This is a genomic window from uncultured Dubosiella sp., from assembly GCF_964018005.1.
Classification (GTDB): domain Bacteria; phylum Bacillota_I; class Bacilli_A; order Erysipelotrichales; family Erysipelotrichaceae; genus Dubosiella; species Dubosiella muris.
The window spans coordinates 248,060-273,008 of record NZ_CAXHOA010000001.1; the positions used below are offsets into that span (position 1 = coordinate 248,060).

Annotated in this window: 26 protein-coding genes; 6 read left to right on the top strand and 20 right to left on the bottom strand. The window is 53.3% G+C overall.

Going from position 1 to position 24,949, the window contains the following annotated elements:
* Positions 1 to 98 precede the first annotated feature (98 nt).
* The 6 genes from ABNS49_RS01230 to ABNS49_RS01255 form a co-directional block, all read right to left on the bottom strand.
* Positions 99 to 1,148 (bottom strand): helix-turn-helix transcriptional regulator, encoded by a 1,050-nt coding sequence (locus ABNS49_RS01230; RefSeq protein WP_348687709.1) that lies wholly within the window; start codon positions 1,146 to 1,148, stop codon positions 99 to 101.
* 100 nt (positions 1,149 to 1,248) lie between these two features.
* Positions 1,249 to 1,521, bottom strand: coding sequence for a SemiSWEET family transporter (locus ABNS49_RS01235; protein WP_277820727.1), 273 nt, complete (start codon positions 1,519 to 1,521; stop codon positions 1,249 to 1,251).
* A gap of 111 nt (positions 1,522 to 1,632) precedes the next feature.
* Complete coding sequence (locus tag ABNS49_RS01240; protein ID WP_288343056.1) at positions 1,633 to 2,427, bottom strand: acyltransferase domain-containing protein; 795 nt, start codon at positions 2,425 to 2,427, stop codon at positions 1,633 to 1,635.
* Position 2,428: 1 nt separating this feature from the next.
* Positions 2,429 to 3,214 carry an Atu1372/SO_1960 family protein gene (locus ABNS49_RS01245; RefSeq protein ID WP_289108274.1) on the bottom strand — a complete coding sequence of 262 codons (786 nt, stop codon included), beginning with the start codon at positions 3,212 to 3,214 and terminating at the stop codon, positions 2,429 to 2,431.
* 28 nt (positions 3,215 to 3,242) lie between these two features.
* Positions 3,243 to 3,374 carry a hypothetical protein gene (locus tag ABNS49_RS01250; protein WP_289108275.1) on the bottom strand — a complete coding sequence of 44 codons (132 nt, stop codon included), beginning with the start codon at positions 3,372 to 3,374 and terminating at the stop codon, positions 3,243 to 3,245.
* Between the two features lie 51 nt (positions 3,375 to 3,425).
* The gene (locus tag ABNS49_RS01255; RefSeq protein WP_289108276.1) at positions 3,426 to 4,853 is read right to left on the bottom strand and encodes a 6-phospho-beta-glucosidase; all 1,428 of its coding nucleotides are present in this window, start codon (positions 4,851 to 4,853) and stop codon (positions 3,426 to 3,428) included.
* Positions 4,854 to 4,967: 114 nt separating this feature from the next.
* Between ABNS49_RS01255 and ABNS49_RS01260 the strand changes: the two genes are divergently transcribed.
* The 3 genes from ABNS49_RS01260 to ABNS49_RS01270 all read left to right on the top strand — a co-directional run bounded on the left by ABNS49_RS01260 (position 4,968) and on the right by ABNS49_RS01270 (position 7,420).
* Positions 4,968 to 5,591 (top strand): peptidylprolyl isomerase, encoded by a 624-nt coding sequence (locus ABNS49_RS01260; protein ID WP_135979296.1) that lies wholly within the window; start codon positions 4,968 to 4,970, stop codon positions 5,589 to 5,591.
* A gap of 3 nt (positions 5,592 to 5,594) precedes the next feature.
* On the top strand, positions 5,595 to 6,020 hold the full coding sequence (locus ABNS49_RS01265) for a GNAT family N-acetyltransferase (protein WP_135979297.1): 426 nt from the start codon (positions 5,595 to 5,597) through the stop codon (positions 6,018 to 6,020).
* 116 nt (positions 6,021 to 6,136) lie between these two features.
* On the top strand, positions 6,137 to 7,420 hold the full coding sequence (locus ABNS49_RS01270) for a DUF308 domain-containing protein (RefSeq protein ID WP_289108277.1): 1,284 nt from the start codon (positions 6,137 to 6,139) through the stop codon (positions 7,418 to 7,420).
* 1 nt (position 7,421) lies between these two features.
* Here the strand turns inward: ABNS49_RS01270 and ABNS49_RS01275 are convergent, their stop codons facing one another.
* The 3 genes from ABNS49_RS01275 to ABNS49_RS01285 all read right to left on the bottom strand — a co-directional run bounded on the left by ABNS49_RS01275 (position 7,422) and on the right by ABNS49_RS01285 (position 11,302).
* Positions 7,422 to 8,030, bottom strand: a complete 609-nt coding sequence (locus ABNS49_RS01275; protein ID WP_289108278.1) for a histidine phosphatase family protein — start codon at positions 8,028 to 8,030, stop codon at positions 7,422 to 7,424.
* 75 nt (positions 8,031 to 8,105) lie between these two features.
* Positions 8,106 to 10,736 (bottom strand): pyruvate, phosphate dikinase, encoded by a 2,631-nt coding sequence (ppdK, locus tag ABNS49_RS01280; protein ID WP_135979300.1) that lies wholly within the window; start codon positions 10,734 to 10,736, stop codon positions 8,106 to 8,108.
* 104 nt (positions 10,737 to 10,840) lie between these two features.
* A complete protein-coding gene (locus ABNS49_RS01285) occupies positions 10,841 to 11,302 on the bottom strand; it encodes a Spx/MgsR family RNA polymerase-binding regulatory protein (protein ID WP_135979301.1) in 462 nt (153 codons plus the stop codon).
* Positions 11,303 to 11,440: 138 nt separating this feature from the next.
* On the opposite strand from ABNS49_RS01285, the gene trpS reads away from it, so the two are divergent.
* Positions 11,441 to 12,424 carry a tryptophan--tRNA ligase gene (gene trpS / locus ABNS49_RS01290; protein ID WP_135979302.1) on the top strand — a complete coding sequence of 328 codons (984 nt, stop codon included), beginning with the start codon at positions 11,441 to 11,443 and terminating at the stop codon, positions 12,422 to 12,424.
* The gene (locus tag ABNS49_RS01295) at positions 12,421 to 13,110 is read left to right on the top strand and encodes a DNA alkylation repair protein (protein ID WP_135979303.1); all 690 of its coding nucleotides are present in this window, start codon (positions 12,421 to 12,423) and stop codon (positions 13,108 to 13,110) included. The genes trpS and ABNS49_RS01295 overlap by 4 nt, the downstream gene beginning before the upstream one ends.
* A gap of 52 nt (positions 13,111 to 13,162) precedes the next feature.
* On the opposite strand, the gene ABNS49_RS01300 is transcribed toward ABNS49_RS01295, so the two are convergent.
* Genes ABNS49_RS01300 through mraY form a run of 3 tightly spaced genes read right to left on the bottom strand, consistent with a single transcriptional unit; the run spans position 13,163 to position 16,282 of the window.
* Positions 13,163 to 13,984 (bottom strand): undecaprenyl-diphosphate phosphatase, encoded by an 822-nt coding sequence (locus tag ABNS49_RS01300; RefSeq protein WP_135979304.1) that lies wholly within the window; start codon positions 13,982 to 13,984, stop codon positions 13,163 to 13,165.
* An 8-nt stretch (positions 13,985 to 13,992) separates the two neighbouring features.
* A complete protein-coding gene (gene murD / locus ABNS49_RS01305; RefSeq protein ID WP_135979305.1) occupies positions 13,993 to 15,297 on the bottom strand; it encodes a UDP-N-acetylmuramoyl-L-alanine--D-glutamate ligase in 1,305 nt (434 codons plus the stop codon).
* A 1-nt stretch (position 15,298) separates the two neighbouring features.
* Positions 15,299 to 16,282: a phospho-N-acetylmuramoyl-pentapeptide-transferase gene (mraY, locus tag ABNS49_RS01310; protein ID WP_135979306.1), complete on the bottom strand. Its 984-nt coding sequence runs from the start codon at positions 16,280 to 16,282 to the stop codon at positions 15,299 to 15,301.
* 147 nt (positions 16,283 to 16,429) lie between these two features.
* Here mraY and rpmB point away from each other — a divergent pair, with 147 nt between their 5' ends.
* Entirely contained in the window at positions 16,430 to 16,621 is a 192-nt protein-coding gene (rpmB, locus tag ABNS49_RS01315; RefSeq protein WP_135979307.1) for a 50S ribosomal protein L28, read from the top strand.
* A gap of 66 nt (positions 16,622 to 16,687) precedes the next feature.
* Here the strand turns inward: rpmB and ABNS49_RS01320 are convergent, their stop codons facing one another.
* The 8 genes from ABNS49_RS01320 to rsmB are packed head-to-tail and all read right to left on the bottom strand — an operon-like array spanning position 16,688 to position 24,948.
* On the bottom strand, positions 16,688 to 17,989 hold the full coding sequence (locus ABNS49_RS01320) for a DUF308 domain-containing protein (RefSeq protein WP_135979308.1): 1,302 nt from the start codon (positions 17,987 to 17,989) through the stop codon (positions 16,688 to 16,690).
* 12 nt (positions 17,990 to 18,001) lie between these two features.
* On the bottom strand, positions 18,002 to 18,604 hold the full coding sequence (locus tag ABNS49_RS01325; RefSeq protein ID WP_135979309.1) for a thiamine diphosphokinase: 603 nt from the start codon (positions 18,602 to 18,604) through the stop codon (positions 18,002 to 18,004).
* On the bottom strand, positions 18,601 to 19,266 hold the full coding sequence (rpe, locus tag ABNS49_RS01330) for a ribulose-phosphate 3-epimerase (RefSeq protein WP_135979310.1): 666 nt from the start codon (positions 19,264 to 19,266) through the stop codon (positions 18,601 to 18,603). Before rpe ends, ABNS49_RS01325 begins: the two co-directional genes overlap by 4 nt.
* Positions 19,263 to 20,132: a ribosome small subunit-dependent GTPase A gene (rsgA, locus tag ABNS49_RS01335; protein WP_135979311.1), complete on the bottom strand. Its 870-nt coding sequence runs from the start codon at positions 20,130 to 20,132 to the stop codon at positions 19,263 to 19,265. Before rsgA ends, rpe begins: the two co-directional genes overlap by 4 nt.
* Positions 20,133 to 20,134: 2 nt before the next feature.
* Positions 20,135 to 21,799: a Stk1 family PASTA domain-containing Ser/Thr kinase gene (gene pknB, locus ABNS49_RS01340; RefSeq protein ID WP_289197314.1), complete on the bottom strand. Its 1,665-nt coding sequence runs from the start codon at positions 21,797 to 21,799 to the stop codon at positions 20,135 to 20,137.
* The gene (locus tag ABNS49_RS01345; protein ID WP_277820729.1) at positions 21,796 to 22,713 is read right to left on the bottom strand and encodes a Stp1/IreP family PP2C-type Ser/Thr phosphatase; all 918 of its coding nucleotides are present in this window, start codon (positions 22,711 to 22,713) and stop codon (positions 21,796 to 21,798) included. Before ABNS49_RS01345 ends, pknB begins: the two co-directional genes overlap by 4 nt.
* A complete protein-coding gene (gene rlmN, locus ABNS49_RS01350; RefSeq protein ID WP_135979313.1) occupies positions 22,622 to 23,689 on the bottom strand; it encodes a 23S rRNA (adenine(2503)-C(2))-methyltransferase RlmN in 1,068 nt (355 codons plus the stop codon). The genes ABNS49_RS01345 and rlmN overlap by 92 nt, the downstream gene beginning before the upstream one ends.
* A gap of 32 nt (positions 23,690 to 23,721) precedes the next feature.
* Positions 23,722 to 24,948, bottom strand: coding sequence for a 16S rRNA (cytosine(967)-C(5))-methyltransferase RsmB (rsmB, locus tag ABNS49_RS01355; RefSeq protein ID WP_135979314.1), 1,227 nt, complete (start codon positions 24,946 to 24,948; stop codon positions 23,722 to 23,724).
* Position 24,949 lies beyond the last annotated feature (1 nt).

Sequence of the window (24,949 nt, forward strand, 5' to 3'; positions counted from 1 at the left end):
AGTCAAGGCGGACTATTTGGCCTCGTACGCCACCAAAAATCAAAGCGACTTGCATTAAAAAAGAGAAAGAACCCCGCTTTCTCTTTTTTACATCGCTTTTAACGTTTGGCTTTTTTTATTTTTTCCTTCCACACGGGATCGTCACGCAAAAAGGCGTACGCCGGATCTGTTTCCATTTTTTGAGTCAGCCCGATTTTGTTTTGCCGGTTCAACAAAGCGGGATCCGGCCTGTTTCGAACGTCCTCGAAAAGCGGATCCAAAACGAGCTCGTACCGGGTGTCCGGGGCGTTTAAAGTCGTTTCGATCCAAAAAAGGCTGTTCTTTTTGTCTTTTTCCATCAGCGCCATCCGAAGCCGCGCGTGGTCGCTGACCGCCGGATACAATCCGAGCGTCTGGACGAGGGAGTCCACGACTTGCAACACGCGGATGGCCCGGTTCGTTTTTTTGTCCCGCTCAAGCGCGTCGGCCAGTCCCATCCAATGCGCGACAAGACGCAACGCGTCGTTCAGCGCTTTTTCCGAAAGCGCGGCGCAGGCCTCTTTCGTTTTCCCTTGTTTTTGAAGGGAGGCGATTTCCAGTTCGGATCGGTCGACAGTCACAACCGGCAGCGTATGGATCCAGCGCTCCGCCTCTTTCCATTCGCCTCGCTCCAGCTTTTTGCGAGCGACTTGCATCGCCGAGGTGTGGGCGACGGCCTGATTTTTGCTTTGAGCGCTTTTTTCATACCAAGCCAAAATTTGATTCTCGATTTCCTGCCGGCCGTTGAAATCATCTGCCGCCAGACGCAAGCCGTTTTCCATGAGGAACGCGACGCATGCCATCATTTCCACACTGTCGGGATATTGCCGAAACAGTTCCCTCGCCTTGTCATACGCCGCCTTGACGCCATCCCGTTGAAGGAGCGTCTGAAGCTGTTCAAGCCACGCGTCCATGTCCGATTCGGACAGCGAATCGTGAAAACCGAAAAGATCGTTCATATCGACGCCAAGCTGCCGGGCCAGACCGGGCAGCAAGGTGATGTCCGGAAAACTTTTGCCGTTTTCCCACTTGTTGACGGCCTGGGCGCTCACATGCAGCGCCAGACCGAGCTGTTCCTGCGTGATTCCTTTCTTTTTCCGGTTTTCCCGTATGATTTCTCCAATTTCCATGGTCTTTCTCCTTTTTCTTTATTGTAAAAAGAAAGAAAACCGCTGTCGAGTGAGGGCTTCGACAAGTCCGCCTTGAAAAAATCAACTATAGGTTTATCGTTTACAACGCCGTGATGGTCGCTAAAAAACCAAGCACGATGCCGGGTACGTTGGCGGCCACGATCGGCCAGTTTTTCGGCTTGCTGAAGAGGCCGTACAAAGTCCAAAGGACGCAGTTCAGGCACGCCGCCAAAGGCTGGATGAACGTGCCTTTATGGCCGGCTAAATTGTCCTGGATCTGGGCGATGTACGATACGTACATCACGACTGACATAAAGGTCGCGGCCCAGCCCAAATATTGGATCGCTTTAGAGTCTTGTGGTTTTGTCATCATATTATCACTTCCTGTGTTTTATTATAATAAATTTTGTTTTCCAACCCGCAAAAAAAGCCCGCTTTTTTGCGGACTTTTGATGACGAACCAACCGTTTTCGCCCAAAGCGGGTTAACACAAGACGCCAAGAGCGCTTCCGATTTTTCCACCTTGGATAAGAAAACATTTAACCGCGCGTTGAAGGGTCGTTTGCTCGGGAAGCGAGTGAATCGGCGTATCGACCGGCCTTTGATACAGCCATTCGATAAACTCGTCGTCGGTTTTGTCGGTCGCCAAAATAGCAAACCGGTCCTGAAACGCGCGGATATTCGAGTTTTTGGGCAAAAGCGGACGCAGCGCGGGCGAAAGCAGCCACGAATCGCACGTCCATGGAATCTTCGCCGAATCGTCAAAATAACGTCTGGCCTCTTTCAGCGAGGCGTCGACCCTTTCGGGTACAAGCGACGCGTCCGAAGGAATGTGGATGTCGATCACTTTCTGACCTTCCCTCGTCCGTTTTTCATATTCAAGCGCGCCAAGCCGGACGACGCGACCGCTCACCTGCCGCCACGTCCACCATCCCCGGTCAAACCGGTATTTCCCGGTGCGACGCCGGCACTCGTTCACAAAACGGGAGAATGCCTTCATCGTTTCGACGTATATCGCACCCGTTTCATACCGTTTGCGTTGACGGCTTGCGCATACGAGCTGGCACCAAAGCATTTTCCATCCATCCGCGTCTTCGCCAAGCGCCGTTTTCAGTCCGACATACGCCTGCCGGTTTTGTGCCGGATCGCCTAACGCGCTCAAAAGAGGTTCGAGCGCGGCCAGCTCCAGCGTTTCGCTTTGGACTTGTAGCGCAAGAAGAACGTCCTGTGGCATCCCGATTTGACGCGCCAGCTCCAGCGCGGCGAGAGCATCTTTCATTTTACTCGACTTCGACGATCATCTCGATTTCGATCGGCGAGCCAAGCGGCAGTTCCGGCACCGCCACCGCTGTGCGGGCATGCTTCCCTTTTTCGCCAAGGGCCTCGCCTAAAAAGTCGCTCGCGCCATTGGTCACGACGTGCTGCGACACGAAGCCCGGCGCGCTGTTCACAAAGCTTTGGACCTTGACGATTTTTTTGATTTGATCCAAATCGCCGATTGTCGCCTTGATGGCGGCCAGCGCGTTGATCATGCAAAGGCGGGCGGCTTCCTGCGCCTGCTCGAGCGTCACGTCGCTGCCGACATGTCCCTCGTAAATGAGCGCGTTGTTTTGGGTTGGCAACTGTCCGCTCAAAAACAGCAGGTTTCCCGTTCGACTCACCGGAATGTAGCTTCCTTTGGGCGCCGCCATCTCTGGAAGCTCGATCCCCATTTCCTTTAATTTCATTTCGACTTTCATGTTCGTTTCTCCTTTGTTTTCCTTTTTTAAATCCATCCACAAAAAAATGGAGGTGTCCAGCGGACTGTCGTTGTAGCGCGAGGCCGGCTCGAATCCGCAACGCTCATACAGGTGGAGCGCACCTTGTAAAAACGGCAGCGTGTCCAGCCACATCGACTCGTAGCCCATGGTTTTCGCCTGCGACACGATTTCCTCGACAAGCCGGCGGCCAAGATGCCGCTTTTGAAAAGCCGGCCGCACATACAGACGTTTCATTTCGCAGCGCTTCGCGTCCAGACGCCGCAAGGCGACACAGCCCGCCACATCCCCATCGACAGTAGCAAGCAATAACGCCCCGTCGGGCGCGTCGTATTTTTCATCCAGATGCTCCCGTTCCGCCTAGGTAAGTCTGGAACGCCGGATCGTTGGCGACGAGCATCTGCGTGTACTCTTCGAAAAGTTCACAAACGGAGTCAGGATACGCCAGTCCGGATCGTATTTTGATCATATCGTTCCTTTCTATTCGAAAAAGTCCGGTCGCCCGGACTTTTTGTTTTTCCTACAGTTCTTCCCCGTTCGTTTCAATGACGTGTTTGTACCAGCCAAACGATTTTTTGCGGCTGCGCTCCAGCGTTCCGTTGCCGTCGTTGTCCTTGTCGACATAAATGAAGCCGTACCGTTTCTTCATTTCGCCAGTCGAGGCGGAAACGATGTCGATTGGCGCCCACATCGTGTAGCCGAGCAAATCCACGCCTTCGTAGTCGACCGCTTCCTTCATAGCCGCGATATGGTTGCGCAAATAGTCGATTCGGTAGTCGTCGTTGATGGAACCGTCTTCCTCGACCACGTCGACCGCGCCAAATCCGTTTTCCACGATCATCATTGGCTTATGCCAGCGGTCCCATTGCCAGTTGAGGGCGTAGCGCAAACCGGTTGGATCAATTTGCCATCCCCATTCGCTGGCCGCCACATGGTCGTTCGCGACAAGATCCTCCCACTCGTGATAATCGTAAGCCGGATCCTCTTTTTGGTCTTTGGTCGCGAAAGACATGTAGTACGAGAAGCCAACATAGTCCACCGTACCTTCGAGCAAGTCTTTTTGCTCCTCTTCGCTCAAGTCGATCTGGATGCCGTCGCGCTCCCACAACTTGCGGATCATTGTCGGCACGACGCCGGTGCAGTGCACGTCGCCAAACCAATAGCGCGTGTTCATCGCGTTGTACGCTTTCATAATATCGGCCGGTTTGCACGAATATGGATAGATCGGACAGAACGCGATCATACAGCCAACCATCATGTCCGGGTCGATTTCATGGGCGGCTTTCACCGCTCTGGCGCTGGCGACCAGCTCGTTGATGGCGGCCTGGTACATGAGCTGTTCCATATTGTCGCCTTCCTTGACGAGGATGCCGCTGTCCTGAATCAAGTGATGCGCGCTGTTCCACGAAGTCTGGTTGTTGATTTCGTTGAACGTCATCCAGTATTTGACTTTGTCTTTGTAGCGCTCGAAGCATACGCGGGCGAATTTGACAAACAAGTCGATGACGCGCTTGTCCGCGAATCCGTTGTATTTCTTCACGATGCCCCAAGGCATTTCAAAGTGGGAAAGCGTGATGACCGGCTCAATGCCGTGCTTGCGGCACTCGTCGAACATGTCGTCGTAGTATTTCAAGCCTTCCTCGTTTGGTTCTTCCTCGTCTCCGTTCGGGAAGATCCGCGTCCAGGCGATCGAAGTCCGGAACGCCTTGAATCCCATCTCGCCAAACAATTCGATGTCGCCTTTGTAGTGGTGGTAAAAGTCGATCGCCTCGTGGTTTGGATAGTTTTCTCCTTCCAAAACGCCATCCGTCACGCGGCGAGGCACATCCCGGGTCCCGGCGGTCATGACGTCCGCGACCGAGATTCCCTTTCCGCCTTCCTGCCAGCCTCCTTCAAGCTGGTGAGCGGCCACAGCGCCACCCCATAAAAAATCCTTTCTAAAAGCCATAATTTCTTATTCCTCCATCTGCTTTTATTATAATTGGAAACCGCTTAGAAATCATCAAAAAGAAAACAATCCGTGTAATTTATTGTGCTATAATTCCAACGAAAGGATGATACTATGAAAACAAAACAGCAAAAACCGATTGTCGGAATCATCGCGGCGGTCGTCGTCGTTTTGATCGCGGGCTATTTCTTTTGGCACCGCCAAAACACGCAAACCGAAACGGCGACCATCGACACGTCCAAAACGTATTTGGCCGACATCGTCGTCAAAGACTACGGAACGATCCAGGTGGCGCTTGACCCGAAAGAGGCGCCGTTGACGTGCCAAAATTTCATTGAGCTGGCCAACGACGGCTTTTACGACAACTTGACGTTCCATCGCATTATGAAAGGGTTCATGATCCAGGGCGGCGATCCCAACGGCGACGGAACCGGAGGCTCCGAGAAAACGATTCAAGGCGAGTTCCAGTCTAACGGCGTCGACAACAAACTCGCCCACGAGCGCGGCACGATCTCGATGGCCCGCTCCAGCGATCCCAACAGCGCCAGCAGCCAGTTTTTCATTTGCGACGCCGACGATCCGTTTTTGGATGGTGACTACGCCGCGTTTGGCCACGTTGTAAAAGGCATGGACGTCGTGGACAAGATCGCTAGCGACGCCAAGCCGCTCGACAACAACGGCACGATCGCCAAAGACGAGCAGCCCGTTATCGAGACGATCCAAATCACCGAGGAATAAACCATGGACAACGAAGTGGTTTTCCGCCACGACGCGCGTCTGCGCGCCGAGTCCATCGCGATTCGCACCGAAGTGTTCATCAAGGAGCAAGGATTTCGGGACGAGTTTGACGCGTTGGACGAGCGTTCCAGACACCTTGTGGCGTTTGTCGACCGCGTCCCTGTCGGGACGACGCGGTATTACCGGATCGACCAGAACACGTTCGCCATCGGGCGTTTGGCGATCGTGAAGTCGCACCGCGGCCAGGGCCTTGCCAAAGCGCTGATCCGCCAGACCGAGCGCGCCATTAAAAAGGAGGGCGGAAGCCAAATTCAGCTCCACGCCCAAAAACGGCTCCAGGCCATGTATGAGAAATTCGGATTCTCGTCGCTTGGTGTCGAGGACGAGGACGAAGGCGTCCCTCACATCTGGATGGCGAAGTCCATCTAGCATCCGGAAGCGAAAAGCGTTTTCTTTTTCCGCTTCCTTTTTTTTCGTCCGCCTGTATGAAAACAAGCTTGATCATGCGAAAGGATTTTTTTCCACAACTGTGCTTCAATACGTTTATGAAAACAATTCAAAAAGTACAATGGCTGACGGCCGCCTTGTTTGGCGTTCTTGGCCTGATAGCTATCCTTGCGCCTCAATCGTCGGCTTTCTTGTTGATTCGAACGATGGGCTGGCTGGGCGCGTTTTCCGGATTTTTCTTTCTTGTGGACGCGGTTCGTAAAAAGCGAAGCCTCGACGGCGTAGGCGGATTGCTTTGCCTGCTCTTTTTTGTCTGGGTGCTCGTAGGCTGGAACCACGACGACTCGATTTTGCAAGTGTTGTTTTGCGTCTATTACGCGATCATCGCCATCGTTTTTCTCATCCAGGCGTTTTTGGATGGAAAAGAGCGCGTCCAGGACTGGAAAGCGGAAACTGCGCTTGGACTGTTGTACGCGGCGCTATCCGCCTCGGGCGCGTTCGGTCTGGCGTACATCCAGAACTTGTTCGGCTTGTATCTTTGGCTGCAAGCGCTCCAGCTCGTGCTGGAACTGTATTTTTTTCGCCATCCTTACAACGTTCGCTATGCCGCCCTGCGCCCGTGGATGTGCCTGCCGGCGTGGATCGTCGGCGTTTTGCCAAGCTTTGTGATTGGCTTTCTTGTCACGCGGCGCATGGAAAACAAAGCGACGCATTTTGACGCGAGAAAAACTGACGAGCAACCCGATTTGCGCGTATGGATCCATACCGGAACGTACGGAACCAAGCTGTACGGCCATATGACGTTTTCAAGAGATTCGATCATGTATTCGTATGGCAACTACGACGTGCCGGCGATGAAGCTTTTGAAAACGATTGGTCCCGGCGTGTTTTTTTCCGTCAACGACGAAATTTACGCCAACAACTGCTGCATCGTCGAGCAGTGTCCGCTTTTTGAATACGGGATCCGGCTGACCGGGAAACAAAAAGAGGCGTTCGAAGCGATGAAAGACAGCATTCTGGCGCAGTCGAAGCCATGGCATTGCGCCTTGCAAAAAGCGGAATGGGCGCATGGACCGGTCGACTTCCAAGATTTCGAGCACGTGTACGCGAACCGGCTTTGGTACCGAACGTGCGCCCTCTTTCGCAAGTACACAAAAACCCGCTGGGCGTGGTATTCGCTGCTTGGCAACAACTGTTCCAACTTTGATTCCGCGATGCTGAACCAGATCGGGCTTGACATCCCTGTCAGTCACGGCATCGTTTCTCCCGGCGAGTTTTTTGAATATTTCGAGGAAGCGTATGAAGATCCGGATTCGAACGTCATCTCCAAGAGCTGGCATTCGGCTCGCGTTCCTTCGACTTTGTTCCCGACGATCGACTAGATCATCGGGATTTTTTTTCTATCGGATCTTTGATGTCTTTCACATGCTCGTCAATCACATCGAGCAAATGAAACGTCCCGTCTTCGTATTCGTATTCATAGATGACGCAGTTGGCGAACTTTCGCATTTTCCGCGCCCGTTTGGGTTCGACCCGGTTCGCGAATCGAAACGAATTGGAACCGTGCGCGACGATCAAAATGCTTTGGGCGTCGTCTTCCTCCACGAGATGCCGGATCGCCCTCTCAACCCGGTCTTCCACCTCTTTTGGCGACTCGCCGCCATGCGCCACATAAAACGTGTTCAAGTCGTCGCCTTTCTTGCAGCCAAGATCTGTGCTTTCCCCTTCCAAATCCCCGTAGTGGAACTCTTTCAAATCCTCGTTGCGCGAATACGGCATCGACGTGATGTCTTTGAGTGTTTCCTCCGTGCGGTGCAGCGTCGAGCAGCACGCTTTGTCAAACTGGATTCCCCGCTTTTCAAAATAAGCTTTCGTGGCGCGTGCCTGGGCGTGGCCAAGCGGCGTCAAAGGCGAGTCGCACCACCCTTGGATCTTGTTTTTTTTATTAAAAAGCGTTTGTCCATGACGAACGATATAGACTTTCTTTTTCATTGATTTCTCCTGTTTTTCGTGTTTGATAAAAAAAGCATACCACCATTGGATATGCTTTTCCCATTCAAGTGAATGTTATTTCTCGTTTTCGATCGTCGCCTGCGCCGCGGCCAGACGGGCGATTGGAACCCGGTAAGGCGAGCACGAAACATAGTTCAAGCCCATTTTGTCGACAAAGTGAATCGAAGCCGGGTCGCCGCCATGTTCGCCGCAAACGCCCAGTTTGATATCCGGACGCGTTTGACGACCAAGGTTGGCTGCCATTTCCACGAGCTTGCCGACGCCGTTTTGATCCAGACGGGCAAACGGATCGTTTTCATAAATTTTCGCCGAATAGTACTGAGGCAGGAACTTGCCGGCATCGTCACGCGAGAAGCCGAACGTCAACTGCGTCAAGTCGTTCGTTCCAAAGGAGAAGAATTCCGCTTCCTTGGCGATCTCGTCCGCCAAAAGCGCCGCGCGCGGTACTTCGATCATCGTACCAACGTGGTATTTCATATCCGAACCGGCTTCCTTGATAATCTCGTCCGCCGTTGTCGTCACGATTTTCTTCACGTATTTTAATTCAGCTAAATCACCAATCAACGGCAGCATGATTTCCGGCACGATGTTCCATTCCGGATGCGCCTTGTTGACGTTGAGCGCCGCTTTGATGACCGCCGCCGTCTGCATTTTCGCGATACCCGGGTTGGAAACCGCCAGACGGGAACCACGGTGGCCCATCATCGGATTGACTTCGTGCAAGTTCGAAATAACCTGATTCAACTCGTCTTCGCCAATGTTCATTTCGCGAGCGAGCTCTTTGATGTCATCCGGGTTGGTTGGCACGAACTCGTGCAGAGGTGGATCCAGGTAGCGAATCGTCACCGGACGTCCTTCCATCGCCTCGTAAATGCCTTCGAAGTCTTTTTGCTGCATCGGCTCTAGTTTGTCAAGCGCCGCCTTCATTTGATCGTCGGTTTTCGCCACGATCATTTCTCGGATTGCCTTGATCTTGTCGCCTTCGAAGAACATGTGCTCGGTACGCACAAGACCGATGCCCTCGGCGCCAAACGCAACCGCCTGCGCCGCGTCGCGTGGCGTATCCGCGTTCGTGCGGATCTTCAGACGACGACGGTCGTCCGCCCACTTCATGAATCGTTCGAAGTCGCCCGAAATCGTAGCCGGCACAGTCTTGATCGCCTCGCCATACACGTTTCCGGTCGAACCGTCGATCGAAATCCAGTCGCCGCGGTTGAATTTTTTATCGCCAATCACGAAATAGCCTTCGTCGTCGTGCATTTCAATGTCGCCCGCGCCCGATACACAGCAAGCGCCCATGCCGCGCGCCACCACGGCCGCGTGACTCGTCATGCCGCCGCGCACCGTTAAAATACCTTGGGAAACCGCCATGCCTTCAATGTCTTCCGGCGAGGTTTCCAGACGGACAAGAATGACTTTCTTTCCTTTTTCCGCTTCCTCTTTCGCTTCTTCCGCCGAGAAAACGATTTGACCGGATCCGGCGCCTGGCGAAGCAGGAAGCGCGGAAGTCACCGCCTCGGCCGCCGCCAGGGCGTCTGCGTCGAACATTGGATGAAGCAGCGAATCCAGCTGCTGCGGCTCCACCATCATCAGCGCTTCGTCCGTGTTGATCAGCCCTTCGTCCACCATGTCGCAGGCGATTTTCAAAGCAGCTTGCGCGGTCCGTTTTCCATTACGGGTCTGGAGCATGAACAATTTTCCGTTTTCGATCGTAAATTCCATGTCCTGCATGTTTTTGTAGTGATTTTCAAGTTTCGAGCAAATATCGACAAACTGGTCGTATGCTGTCGGCGACACTTCCTTCAGCTGGTCGATTTTCTTCGGTGTCCGTACACCCGCCACGACGTCCTCGCCTTGCGCGTTCATCAAAAACTCGCCATACAGCTTGTTTTCGCCAGTCGCCGGGTTGCGGGTGAAAGCGACACCCGTTCCGCAATCCTCGCCCATGTTTCCAAAAACCATCATCTGCACGTTGACAGCCGTTCCCCAGTCGCCCGGGATGTCGTTCATGCGGCGATAGTAAATCGCCCGGTCGTTGTTCCAGGAACGGAACACGGCCTCGATGGCTTCCATCATCTGCTGTTTTGGATCCGTCGGGAAGTCTTCTCCAAGTCCCGTGCGGTAAAATTCCTTAAAACGCTCCACCAGCGTCTTCATATCGTCGGCGGTCAGCTCCAAATCGTCCTTGATGCCGCGTTCCGCTTTCAACTCGTCGATGATTTCCTCAAAGCGCTTTTTCGAAAGGCCTTTGACGACGTCCGCGAACATCTGGATGAAGCGGCGGTACGAATCGTACGCGAACCGCGGATTTCCACTTTTTTCCGCGATCGTTTCCGCCACGACGTCGTTGATTCCCAAGTTCAAGATCGTGTCCATCATCCCCGGCATGCTCGCCCGGGCACCGGAACGAACCGATACGAGCAGCGGGTTTTCCGCGTCCCCGAACTTCTTTCCGGTTTCCTCTTCCAGTTTCGCCAGATATTCCATGATCTGCGCCTTGATTTCATCGTTGATTACTTCGTCGTCTTCATAATACTTGTTGCAGGCTTCCGTCGTGATCGTGAACCCGTTTGGAACCGGCATTCCCAATTTGCTCATTTCCGCCAGGTTCGCTCCTTTTCCGCCAAGGAGATTGCGCATGTTCGCATCGCCTTCGTTAAAAAGGTAGACATACTTTTTTTCCATTACATTTCCTCCCTCAAATTTTGTAACCGTTTACATCATAAGGAGTATAACACATTATGTGATTTGATACCACAAAAATTAAAAAAAAAGCATCTTTCGATGCTTTATGTAATGTCGAGTACAAGCGATTCCTTTGATTCGTTCTTTCGAACGTCCCGGCAAATATCCAAATTCGCGCAGGAAACCGGACAACGATCTTCCAGCCGCAGCCGGATATGATGCGGAGTGAACGACGTGATCTCCTCGTCGTCAAACCCGACGACCATGTTGTTTTTCGATAAAATGATCGGCCGCTTTAAGATTGACGGGTTATTTTGAATGAGGCGGATCAATTCATTGGTCGACAGCTCGTTAAAATCCTTCTTCAAGGAACGATACACTTTCGAACGAAGGGAGATGATATCCTGCGTCCCGTTTTCACAGCGGGAAAGCAAGTATTTGATTTCATCTTCTTTCATCAAAGTGGTGTAAATGTTTTTTTCGATAAATTCAATGTGATTATCCCGCAGCCACTGCTTCGCCTTGCGGCAGCTCGCGCAGCCCGAGGATGAGTAAAGTATTAGCATAAATCCTCCCGCTAACCCATTTGAATTGTATCATTGTATTTAACGGAAAGTAAAGTATCCAAGAAAAATAAATATTTATTCTTCGAAAGATGATTGCTCGCTGTGATAGAATAAGACCAGCGCTAGGAGGAATCATACATGAAACGAATGTTAAGCGGAATCAAACCGACCGGTCGCCTGCATCTAGGCAACTACATCGGCGCGATCAGCCAGTTTAAAAAATATCAGGAAGAATACGAGATGTTTATCTTCATCGCCAACGAGCACGCCATCACCGTGCCCATCGAGGCCAAGGATCTGCGCAAAAACACGAAAGATCTGATCGCCTTGTATTTGGCCAGCGGTCTGGACCCGGAAAAAGTCACGATCTTTTTGCAAAGCGACGTGCCGGCCCACGCCCAGCTTGGCTGGGTCATGACTTGCATGGCCTACATGGGCGAGCTTCAGCGAATGACCCAGTACAAAGACAAAACCGCCAAAGGCGAAAGCGGCGTCACCGCCGGCCTGTTCACCTATCCGCCGCTTATGGCCGCCGACATCCTGCTTTACGACGCGGACTTTGTTCCTGTCGGCGTCGATCAGAAGCAACACGTCGAGCTTACGCGCAATTTGGCGGAACGGTTCAATCATCGCTATTCCGACACGTTTACCATCCCGCAGCCGCTCACAAGCACGGTGGGACAAAAAATCTACTCGTTGCAGGATCCGGAAAAGAAAATGTCGAAATCGGCCACCGATCCGAAAGGAACGATCGACCTGCTCGACGATCCGGCTGCGGCCCGGAAAAAAATCATGTCCGCCAAAACCGATTCGCTCGGCGTTATTCGCTTCGATCCGGAAAACCAGCCTGGATTGGCCAACTTGCTGACGATCCAATCCGTTTTATCCGGTGAGCCGGTCGAATCCATCGTTCAACGCTACGAAGGCAAAGGGTACGGCGATCTCAAAAAGGAAATCGGCCAAACCGTGTTTGATTTTCTAACCGACCTGCAAGCCCGCTACCGCGATATTTTGGACAGCGGAAAAGCCGACGAGGTTCTCAAAGCCGGCGCGCAAAAAGCGGCCGCCATCGCCAACAAGAAAATTCGAAAGGTGTACAAGAAAATCGGATTTACCGTATGATCGACCTCGACACCCTTTTATCGCAAGCCGCCGATCCAAACTACAAGACGTTTCACAGCCGGCTCGTTCCCGGCGTCGCGCTGCGCGGCGTCCGGACTCCCGCGCTTGAGCGGATCGCGCGCGACTTGGCGAAACAGTACGGCAAACAGGCATTGGACACCCTTTCGCCATCCGACTATGAGAAAACCGTGATTTACGGCATGCTCGTCGCCTACGTCCCGCTTGCGTTCAACGACCGGCTCGCCTATTTGGAAACGTGGCTCGCCCATAACGACAACTGGGCGTCCAACGATCTTGTATGCGCCCGCCAAACGTGGATGCGCAAACACAAAGCCGATCTCGTTCCCTTTTTAAACGCCTGGATGGAAAGCGGAGATCCCTGGAAACAACGCTTCGTGTACACGACGCTGCTATCCCACTACAAACAAAGCGACGATTTGCCCGTGATTTTCGAATTGCTGCGTCATCCCTACGTCTGCTCGTATTACACGCAGATGGGTCTGGCGTGGCTGCTTTGCGAATTGCTTCTTCGCGCCCCGGAATCCATCGAGCCCTGGCTCGTGCAAGGACGGTTTGACGCGTTCACGACGCAAAAAGCGTTCCAAAAGGCGATCGAATCCAAACGGCTTCCGGAAACGAGCAGGAATCGGTACCGGTCTTTAAAAAAACAAATCCAGCCGGCTTGATGGCTGGTTTTTTTCGTGTCGAAAAAAAAGACCCTTGGCCTGCCAAGGAGTCCTACAAATAAAATACCATTAAAATCGCGATGCCCAAAAAGATCCGATACCATCCAAAACCTTGAAACGTATGGTTTTGGATCCAGCGCAAAAACCATTTGATCGTGACCACGCTCACCACAAACGTCACCACCACGCCAAGCGTCAGCAAAATACCTTGCAAAAACGAAAGCGTGTTTCCGTTGTGAAAATAGGCGAACCCGTCCGCCAGTCCTGCCAGCACCATGACCGGCACCGCGATCAAAAAGGAAAACCGGCTCGCGACGGCTCGGGAGCAGCCTAAATACATACCGCCCAAAATCGACGCACCGCTGCGCGAAGTCCCCGGTACAAGCGCCAGGCATTGAAACAGCCCAATCGACAGCGCGGTCTTGGAGTCGATGCCATCCAGCCGCTCGATCGTCACCTTTGGCTCGTGAAACGAAATGAGCACGAAAATGATCCCGTACGCGATCAGCGTGATTGCGAAAACAAAATAAGCGTTCAAGTACGTTTCGATAAGCGAGCGGCACAAAAACCAGCCGGCACAAACCGGCAGCGAGCCGCACAACACGTTGCCCCACAGCCGCCACGTATTGAGCCGTTCCGCCCGCCGCTTTGTTTTCGACCACGGATTGAGAGTCTGGCAAAACACGTACAGCACCGCCGCGATCGAGCCAATTTGCAAAATCACTTTAAAAAACACATAAAACGATTCGGGATGGAGCGGCCAGCTACTTTGCAGCAAAAGCAGATGGGCTTTCGCGCTAATCGGCAGCCACTCCGTAATTCCCTGGACCAGTCCCAGAACGATGGCCTGGAGAAAGTCAAAAAAGATACGCATCGTCTCGATCAATCCTTTCCAAACGCCTGAACGATCCCCTTAAATATCTCCCCTCGCACCTCATAGTTTTTAAACTGGTCAAACGACGAGCAGGCTGGCGACAGTAAAATCACATCGCCCGGCTCGGCGATTTGGATAGCCTGGCCAAACGCCTCCTCCATCGTCTCGACACTTGTTTGTCGCGAAAAAACATCCTGAAAACGCGCTTTCGTTTCCCCAAACGAAAAACAGTGCTTTACTTTGTCGTCGTATTGCTTCAAATCCTCAAACGAGATGTGCTTGTCTTTGCCTCCGCAAAGCAAAATCACGTTTTGATCGAACGCCGAAAGCGCCGCGCACGCCGCGTGGGTGTTGGTCGCCTTCGTGTCGTTGTAAATGCGCACCCCGTTCCATTCACGCACGAACTCGATTCGATGCTCCACGCCATGAAACGAGCGAATGACTTCTTGAATGTCGGCGATAGACACGCCTAGCTTGTACGCCATGCAGGCCGCCATCATCGCGTTGCCGCAGTTGAAGTCGCCCACGATTTTAAGATCCGCCACGTCGAACAGCTTCAAGTCGCCAAGCCAGGCCGCCCCGTTGGCTTTATACAAGTCCACGTCGGTTCGCGTCAAGGAAAAGTCGATCACCGTGCAAGGAATGTCGCAAGCGTAACGCATGATTTCCGGATCGTCCACATTGCGGATGAACCAGTCGTCCGACTGGCAGTTGGCGTAAATCTTCATCTTCGAGCGATAATACGACGCCAGGGAATCCATGTAATCCAAATGATCCGGCGCCAAATTTGTCACCGTGGACACGACAGGATGAAAGCGTTCGGTACCCAGCAACTGAAAATTCGACAGCTCCAGCGCCACATCCAGATTTTCGTGACCGTGTTCCAAAACGATTTCGCTGAGCGGCACGCCGATATTTCCGGCCACCTGCGCGGCCTGGTCCTTCTTTTTCAGCATTTCGAACAGCAGCGTCGTCACGGTCGTCTTGCCATCCGTTCCTGTGATCGCGCCATATCGAAAGCCTGGCGCCAGACGATACGCCGTTTCAATTTCCGTATAGATCGGATTTCCCCGCTCCACGAAATAACGCACGAACGGCGCCGTGTAAGGAATGCCCGGGTTTTTCACGATCAAGGCGTATTCGTCGTCTTTTAAAGAATCCGGATGCCCTTCGTCGAATACTTGAATGCCTTCCAGTCCTTGCCGGTCGATAGCTTTCATGTCCGTCAACACGACGTCGTATCCTGCTTTTCGCAAAAGCTTCGCGGCCGCTTTTCCGCTGCGGGCCGCGCCAATGACCAATGCTTTTTCCATTTTACATCACTCCTAACCATAAACCGAGCAACGCGCAGACGATGCCCGCGATCCAAAAATTGCGAACGACTTTTTCTTCCGGCCAGCCGCCCTTTTCGTAATGATGGTGCAGCGGCGCCATCCGGAAGATCCGTTTTTTCGTCCGTTTGTAATGGGTGACTTGAATGATCACGCTCAAAACTTCCGCCACGAACACCGCGCCGATGAGAATGAGCAGGATTTCCTGCTTCAGCACCATGGCCACGGCCGCGATCAAGCCGCCCAAAGCCAGACTGCCGGTGTCGCCCATAAAAATTTTGGCCGGATGCAAGTTGAACACCAGGTAGCCAAGCAAGGCGCAAATCACGAGCCCGATCAAAAAGCCGACATTGGCTTGCTGCTGAAAAAAGGCGAACGCCAAAAACGGAACGAGGGCGATGACCATTTGCCCGGCGCAAAGCCCGTCCACGCCATCGGTGAAATTGACCGCGTTCGTTTCCGCGGTGAACATGATGAATACCAAGAAAAAGTACCACACGCCTAAGTCGATCGTTTGATCCAAAATCGGGATCCAGACGCCAGTCGAGGCGGTCGAGCGGTACAACAGGAAAAACACGACAGCCAAAACGGACTGCATCGCGAATTTCACCGCGGGCTTCAAGCCCTCATTGTCCTTCTTGACCACAATGATATAGTCGTCAATAAAACCAATCAACCCGTACCCGACGTACGCCAGCAAAATGATTCCCGTGTTCATGTCCAACAGTTTGAACGGCGTGCACAAGGAAAGAAGAAGAAAGACGAGCGTCGGAACGAGAATAAACGCGAGTCCGCCCATCGTTGGCGTCCCGTTTTTCTTTTTATGGGACTCCAGCCCTTCCCCGCGCTCCGTCTGCCCGAATTTGATTCGATGCAGGTAGTCGATGAGTGCCGGCATAAGTCCGAGCATGAGTCCGAGCGTCACGAGGCAGCCCGAAATCATATAAAGTGCTGATGACACATTCATAATTCTTAAACCTCACATTTCATTCCCGATTATAGCACAATTTGTGAAAAATAAAGTAAAACTGATGAATAAACACTTGAAAAACAGTAGGCAGAATGCTATTATATCTAAGCAATTGTGCAAATGGAAGTAAAGGGGGACAGCAAGATGTCAAGAAGATGTGCAGTATCTGGTAGAGGTCCTTTATCTGGAAACAAACGTTCTCACTCTATGCACGCGACTCGTCGTAAATGGAATGTTAACCTTCAGAAGGCGACAATCATGGTAGACGGCAAACCGAAAAAAGTTCGCGTAAGTGCTCGTGCCTTGAGAACATTGAAAAAGCAAAGCGCTATTTAATCTTTACTGGAAAGAGAAGAGGGATTTTCCCTCTTTTTTCTTTTGCGCCACAAAAAGCCGGAAATCTCAAGCGAAGAATTTCCGGCTTTTTTCCCGATAATCGTGCGCGAGCTGATCGTTCCATGGATGAATCGTCCGATAGACGATTGGACTTCCCCGCTTTCCGTATTCCGTTTCCAAAAAATCATAATACGTTCCCGGCGTGATGATGCCCCGCACGCTCAACACGTCGCTGCCAAGCTGCCCGAGAATAATGTCGATAAAAGCGGCGCAGTTGTCACCCAAAACCCAATACGTTTTGAACTTCCCTTTTTTCAGCTTGTAAAACTTCGCTCCCGTCCGGTAATGAAGCCGGGAAGGATAGTCGTGCCGGTACGCCGCGAAATTGTCGTAGCCGTCTTCCTGCTCGATTTTCGTGTACCAGCGATACGCCCGGCGCTCCAGCAAGTCAAGCTGCCGCTCCACTTCCTCGATCTGCTCTTCCTCCAGATGGATCCCGTATTCAAAGATGGAGTTTTTTTCCGCGCGCATCGCGTTGGGAATGTACTTCTCAAGCGGCACGTTAAAAAACGCCCCGTCGCCAATCGTCTGGTTGAACCGAAACGACGTCACGTCGTAGTTTCCATAGCTATAGACGACATCCTTGTACGCGAAACAAATGTGGCCGACTTTCTGGAACCCCTCCGGTCCAACGTGCACCATGACTTTTAACGGCGTCGACTCGTCCATTTTCCGGTCATACAGTTCCGGCGTCTTTCCTTCCGACAAATACTTGTTCACCGAGCGAATCGCCCAATCCGGAAAGAACACACACAAAACTGGCGGCAGCATAATGCGAATATGCCGTTTCCAGCGATACCGGACTTCCGGCTGCACGCTTTCCCAGGCGTCATGTAAATACTGGATGCCAAGCACCACAAAATACAAGCCGAAAAACCGCATCAGCAAACCGGTTTCAAACTCTGGATTGAACAGCAAAAACCCGCCAAGCAACGCGTACAAAAGCGTCAAAAACAAAAAGCCTATTTTCCCCGGAATGTGGTTGATGACATGAAGCACGTACTGGACCAGCATCGCCAAAGCGCACACAAGACAATACGCGCCAAACGTCACCCGGATGATCCATTCCGGAAAATGGGTATACTCTTTCAGCACGATCACAAAGAAAAAAGACAGGACGGAAAACAGCAAATCCGCCTTTTTCTTTTCCTTTGAGTACATATACGCCAAATACACGCAGTTCAACAAGCAATACACGACCGTCAAATCCAATATGAACGAGTATACTTGCGCCGGCATCGCCACGCAAATAAGACCGCACACCATCAGCATCCCGCCAATGGCGACGCGAACAAGCAAATCTTTCATTCCCGATTCTCCTTAGCGGTCCGTCATCACGCACAGCACAGCCCCGGAAGCAATCGTCACGATCCCTTCCTTTGCCACAATCGAGTTAGACAACGTGTAAATGTCCGCCACGTCGATCGCGCGCGAATCCAGCGGATACAAAAACCCTTCCAAAGTGATCACGCTTGGCTCCAAAGCGAAAAATGAAACGTTTCGAAAGCGAGCCGGCAGCCGGTGGACGCCCGCCTCCAAACAAAACGCCACCTGCCCTTGATCGTACAGCACCAGATTACGCGCCCGGTACGCGAGCAGCCGCAAATTCGCGATCGTGTGGTCGACACGTCCGCCAAAGGCGCCCGCCAAAACGATGCGATCGAACCCTTTCTCCTTGGCGATCGCGACCGCCAGCTCCGCGTCCGACTCGTCTTTCATGACCGGATGGCGCTCAATCGGAACCGTTTTTTTCATTTGTTCCAACGCGTCCGGACTCATCGAGTCAAAGTCCCCGACCGCGAAAGCCGGCGCAATGCCCGCTTCCTGAAGCCGCAGCGCCCCGGCGTCGACACCAATGTACGTCGCGCCCGTCACGACCGGAATATCCGTCGCCCTTGGCGTCGCTAAGATAGCCGTCTTCATTCCAGCATGCCGGCAATCGAGGAAATGACGTCGTTTTTAAACACGTAACTGCCGGCTACCAAGACGTCGCAGCCCGCGGCGACCGCCTTCTTGTACGTTTTGTCGTTGATGCCTCCGTCGATTTCGATCCGGAACGGCAAGTCTTTTTCCATTCGCTGCCGGTGCAGCCATTTCACTTTTTCCAGCTGGTCTTCCATAAACGACTGGCCGCCAAATCCCGGTTCGACACTCATGATCAGAACCAAATCCAAATCCGGCAGAATGCCGGCAAACGGTTCGATCGGCGTTCCGGGTTTCACCGTGATGCCCGCTTGGACGCCATGGCTGTGGATCTCGCGCAACAGCGCCCGGATCCGTGCCGGATCGTTGTCAAGCGCCTCGGTATGAAACGTAATCAAGTCGGCGCCGTTTTCCATAAAGACTTGCGCGAAAAAAACCGGGTCCTCCACCATAAGATGAACGTCCATAAACAGAGGGCACGCCTTTTTGAATCCACGCAAAATATCCGGACCAAACGTCAGATTCGGAACAAAATGTCCATCCATCACATCAAAATGAAGCCATTCGGCGCGCGAGCGTTTCAACAAATCTAGCTGGTGGTCGACATCCGAATAGTCCAGCGATAAAATCGAAGGCGCGATAATCAAATGATGCTGTTTCATTTATAAGTCTCCTTTCGCGGCGTCGCTTCCACGATCGCCTTATAGTCTTCATACAATGCCAAAGGCACCTTTCCTTCCTCGACCGCCTGTTTTAGAGCGCAGTCCGGCTCATTGAGATGGCGGCAGTCCGAAAATCGGCACGCGCCCACATACGGAGCGAACGCCTTGATCTTGCGATCCAGATTCGTTTTATCCAGCAGCGTAAAATCCAGACTGGAAAAACCTGGCGTATCCGCCACCCAGCCGTTGGCCACCGCATGCAGCTGGCAAAACCGCGTCGTATGTTTGCCGCGGCCAAGCGCCTTGGAAATTTCCTGCGTCTGAAGCTGGAAACCTGGATCGAGCCGGTTGAGCAGCGAGCTCTTGCCCGCCCCCGACTGGCCGCACAGCACGCTTTCCTTGCCGGCCAGCGCTTCGCGCAACCGGGTGTCGTCGCTGCCGGGATACGTTTTCAGCACGTCGTATCCGCACGCTTGCAGCGCGTCGAGCTGCGCCTCGATCTGGTCGCGTTCCGCTGGCGAGGCGAGATCCCATTTCGTCAGGCAAATGACGGGTTCCACGTCGGAAAGCGACACGAGAATAAGAAGCCGGTTCAGCAAGTGGATCGAGAAATCCGGATCCTTGCAGCTCGTGACGATCAGCGCCTGGTCGACGTTGGCGATGACCGGACGCAACAATCTGTTTTTTCGCGGACGCACTTTGACAATGCGATACGAATCCTGCACTTGCTCGTACTCGACGCAGTCGCCGACGACCGGCGCGGTTTGCCGCCGCATTTTTCCGCGCGGAATCGCGACGACGATTTCCTGCTCGTTTTCAATCGTGTAGTGATTGGAAATGATTTTTGTGATGGTTCCTTGTTTCATGGTCAATAATACAGTGTGACGACACTGTCCGTTCCTTCCTGTGTGTATTCGCTGCCAGCCGGCGGCGAGGTGGAGGTCACCTTGTTGAGCGTTGAGCCACTCACCTTGCGCGTCAGAACCGCGATGCCTTGCGAGTTCAAATAGTCTTTCGCCTCTTCCACGTTCATGCCAATGAGCGTGGACGGAATCGTGATTGTCGGATATTGGGAAACGACAAAATGAATCGGCACATTGGCGTCCGGGTCGATGCGGTCTCCCGGTTCGAGCAGCGACTGCTTCAAAATGACGCCGGGATTGGTGTTGGGTTCTCCCTGATACTCGATTTGCACATCGAGATGCACGTTTTGCGCCGCCAGTTCCTGCTGGACGCTCGCCAGCTCAAGACCGGTGTAGTCCTGCACAAGAAAGCCAAGCCCTTTGGACACGACCACGTCGATCGGCGAGTCGCTCAAAATGACGGATCCTTCTTTCTCGCTGGCGCGAATGACGCGGCCTTGTTCGACCGTGTCGCTCAACGCGTTTTCAAAACGTACGTTTTCCAGCGAGAAATGCGCCTGCGTCAAAGCGTCGCGCGCTTCCTGCTCGGTCATGCCGACGATTTCCGGCATCGTTTCATAGCCTAAAAAGCCGCTAAACCGGATGGCGCCTGTCACCGTGCCGATGGCGACCGCCAAAACGCACACGATCGCCAGCCCGGCCGTCCACATGCCCACCGTGATCCATTCATGCCGCTTCTTTTTGCGAACCTCCGGTTTGCGGGCGGCTTTTTTTTGCACTTTCACATGCCCGTCCTCGACTTCGATAATGTCCATCGTCGGATGTTTGAGCACGAGCCGCGGCATATTGCGATACGCCGTTTCCAAACAATGCTCTAAATCGTACAGCATCTCGTCGGCGCGCTCGTACCGCTCCTCCACGTCTTTGGCCGTCGCCTTGAGGACGATATTCTCCACCGACTGCGGGATGGAAGGGTTGAACAGCCGCGGATACGGCATCGGCTCGCGCAAATGCTTGATTGCGATTTCCGTCGGCGTACTCCCTCGAAACGGCACGTCGCCAGTCAGCAGCTCGTAAAAGACGATGCCCAGCGAGTAAATGTCGATTTGCCCGTTTGGCTCCTTGCCTTGCGCGGTTTCCGGCGCCAAATAATGCGCCGAGCCCATGACGGTGTTGTAGTAAGTCAGCTGTACCGCGTCGTTGGCGATCGCGATCCCAAAATCCGTGATCTTGACGGTGCCGTCGTCTTTGACCAGCACGTTTTGCGGTTTGATGTCGCGATGAATGATGTGGTGGGCGTGGGCCGTGACGATCGCGCTCGTCAGCTGATGCATGATGCCAATCGCCTCGTGGTAGTCCAGCGCCCCGCGTTGGGAAATGAGTTGTTTTAGCGTTCGGCCACGCACGTATTCCATGACGATATAATGGCAGCCTTCCGACTCCCCGACATCGTAAATGTCGACGACGTTTGGATGGGAAAGCTTGGAAGCCGCGCTCGCTTCCCGCTGGAACCGCACCAGCGTGACCGGATCCTCGGCCAGCTTGTCCCGCAGCACTTTGATGGCGACTTCCCGGTTCAGGATCTGGTCGAACGCCAAATACACATCCGCCATGCCTCCCTGGCCGATGACCGCCTTGATTTTGTATCGTTTCGCTACGATGTCGATCATGGCCGGTCACCTGCCTCTTTTTCCAGCAGCACGATCGTGCAGTTGTCCATGCCGCCGGCCTGGTTCGCCTTGCTGATGAGAAGATTGACCTTTTCAGACAGCGACAGCCGCAAGTCGTTGACAATGTCGCAAATCGCGCTTTCGCTCACATAGCCGTGCAGTCCGTCGCTGCACAACAGCAAGTGCCGGTAGTCGGAGTCGATTTTGTGCAAGTCCATCCGGTAGACGCGCCACACACCCAGCGCCGAAGTCAAAGTGTTTCGCTGCGCGTGCGACTTGGCCTCCTCCTGGGACAGCTTGCCTTCCCGCATAAGCTGGGCGATGACCGAATGATCCTCGCTCATTTGGATGAAGCCATCCGCGTAGTCGGCGTACAACCGGGAATCGCCCACATTAAATATATAAGTCGCGAAGCGGGTAATGAGGGCGCCCACGCACGTCGTTCCCATCCCCCGCTGGGTTTTGTTGCGCATCGAGCGCGCGAAAATCTGGTCGTTGGCTTTGTTCAGCATTTCCCGGATCCAGCGCTCGACTTGATAGTCTTTTTTCAAAACCGGCGACTTCATAAATTCATTGTACAGACACGTCGTGGCGATATTGCTCGCGACCTCGCCCGCCGCGCTGCCGCCAATGCCATCGCACACAAGCGCCAGCCAGTCCCCGTTGTCGTTGCGGGCGATGCAGTAGTCATCCTCGTTGGTGCTTCTTGTCTTTCCAATATCTGTATTCCCGCAAACTTTCATCGCTTCCTCCTTCCCGTTTCCACTTGTTTTGTTCGTTTCCTTGACCCCTTGTTCATGTCCTTCCCCTTTCTGTTTTGGCTCACGCGTCCAAATCCGACTCGGCTTTTTCCTGACGGGCCTTGATTTCCTTGATTCGCAGCTGGCCGCACGCGGCGTCAATGTCGTTGCCATGCTCCTTGCGAATCGTGCACCGGACGCCTTCTTTCATCAACGCGTCGTAAAAGACCATCGCCTCCTCGCGCGTCACGCTTTGAAACGTCTTCTCGTCCACGCTATTGTACGGAATCAGGTTGACATAGGCGTTGAACCCTTTCAGCAGCTTGGCCAGCTGGCGCGCATGCGTTTTCGAATCGTTGACGCCTTTGAGCAAAATGTACTCGAAAGTGAGCCGCCGGTTGTTTTTGGCGCCATACTCGCGCAACGCGTCCATCAGCTCCTCGAGCGGATACGCGTGGTTGATTGGCATGAGCTGATCCCGCAACGCGTTGTTGGGCGCGTGTAGCGAAATCGCTAAATTGTATTGCGTGTGGGCGTCGGCAAACGCGCGAATCTTCGGCACGACGCCGCACGTCGAAATCGTGATGTGTCTGGCGCCGATCCCGATGCCGCGGTCGTGGTTGAGCGTCGCCAAAAAATTCATCACGTTGTCATAATTGTCAAATGGCTCGCCGGTTCCCATCACGACGATGTGCGAAAGCCGGTCCCCTGTCTTGTCCAGTTCCCGCTGGACGTTCATGAACTGCGCGACCATTTCGCCGCTTGTCAAGTTCCGTTTCTTTTTGGTCAGCCCGCTGGCGCAAAACGCGCACCCCATATTGCATCCGACTTGGCTGGAAACGCAAATGCTTTTGCCATAGTCAAAATGCATGAGGACGCTTTCGAGCAGCGCGCCGTCCTGCGTCTGAAACAAAAATTTCGTCGTTCCATCCGCCGCCACCTGCTTGCGCACCAAAGTCAGCGGGTCGATGATAAACTCTTTGGCCAGTAGCTCCCTTGTGTCTTTTGACAAGTTGCTCATCTCGTCAAACGATGTCGCCCGCTGCCGGTACAGCCATTGAAAAATCTGGTGTCCTCGAAAGGATTTCCATCCGCAAGACTGCGCGAATTCCCCCATTTCCTCGTAATTCAGGTCGTAAATACTTTTCATATTTTTTCTTCCTTTCGTGTTCCAAAGTGTTATTATAGCACGTCGTCCGCTGATTTTTTCAGCTTCGCGACGTAAAATCCATTGGTCGTTTTCGATGGCTCGATCGTTTTTTCCATATCCAGGCTAAACGCGGGATGGGATTTTAAAAACTTCGCCACCTGCTTCTCGTTTTCCTTTTGATTGAGCGTACAAGTCGAATACACGAGCACCCCGCCCGGTTTCACATGAGCGGCCGCCTGCTCCAAAATCGCCGCCTGCACAGGAATGAGCGTGTCCATCGTGGCTGGATCCAAATGCAGCTTGATGTCCGGCTTTCTCGACAGCGTTCCATAGCCGGTGCAGGGCACGTCGCACAACACCCGGTCATATAGCCCCAAACCGCTTAAATCCGTCGCGTCCTGACAGCGCGCCTCCACGTTTTTTAAATGGAGTCGGCGAATGTCGTTTTGGATGAGCGCCACCCGGTGCGGATGCAAGTCAAGCGCCACGACGTGTCCCCGGTCACGCATCGTCTCGGCGATCGCCATCGTTTTTGTTCCCGGCGCGGCACACACATCCAAAATCATCTCTTCGGGTTTTGGATCGAGAACGCGGACGATTTCATACGCCCCCAGATCCTGCGGCGACACGACACCTTCGCGATACAAAGGATCGGCTTCCAGCGTGTTGCCGGTATACTGGTAAATCGGATCGCGCAACTCCTGAAGCCGGTCAACCTCCGGCTTGTCTTTCATAACGTTGCGGCGCACCGACAAAGACTGGGTATCCAGGCTCGCCTTCGCGAAAGCGAGCGCCCGATCCGCCCCGTACTGGGCGATCCACATTTTAACAAGCCAGGGCGCGATCGAATACGTTGTCGCGATCTCGTCGACATCGTCCCGGAACTCGATTTTCCGCTCCCGGTCCACCTTGCGCAAGATGGCGTTCACAAAACCCGCCGCTTGCGGACGAATCATTTTCGCAAGGGAAACGGCTTCGCTGATGACGGCATACGCCGGCACCTTTTCCAAAAAGAGGAGCTGGTATACGGACATCGTCAGCAAAACGCGGATCTTTTTGTGGACTTTGTTCCCGTTAGAGTACTGGCTCCACATCCGCTGGCAATACGTGTAGTTGCGCAGCGTGCCGTAAAAAATCGTCGTCGCCAGCGCCCGGTCTTTCTCGTCGACTTCGCGCAAGTGTTTTTTTAAATACAAGTTGCTGTAGGCGCCATCCGCGACGACCGCGCACAACGCCTCCAAAATCCAGTTTCTTACCATG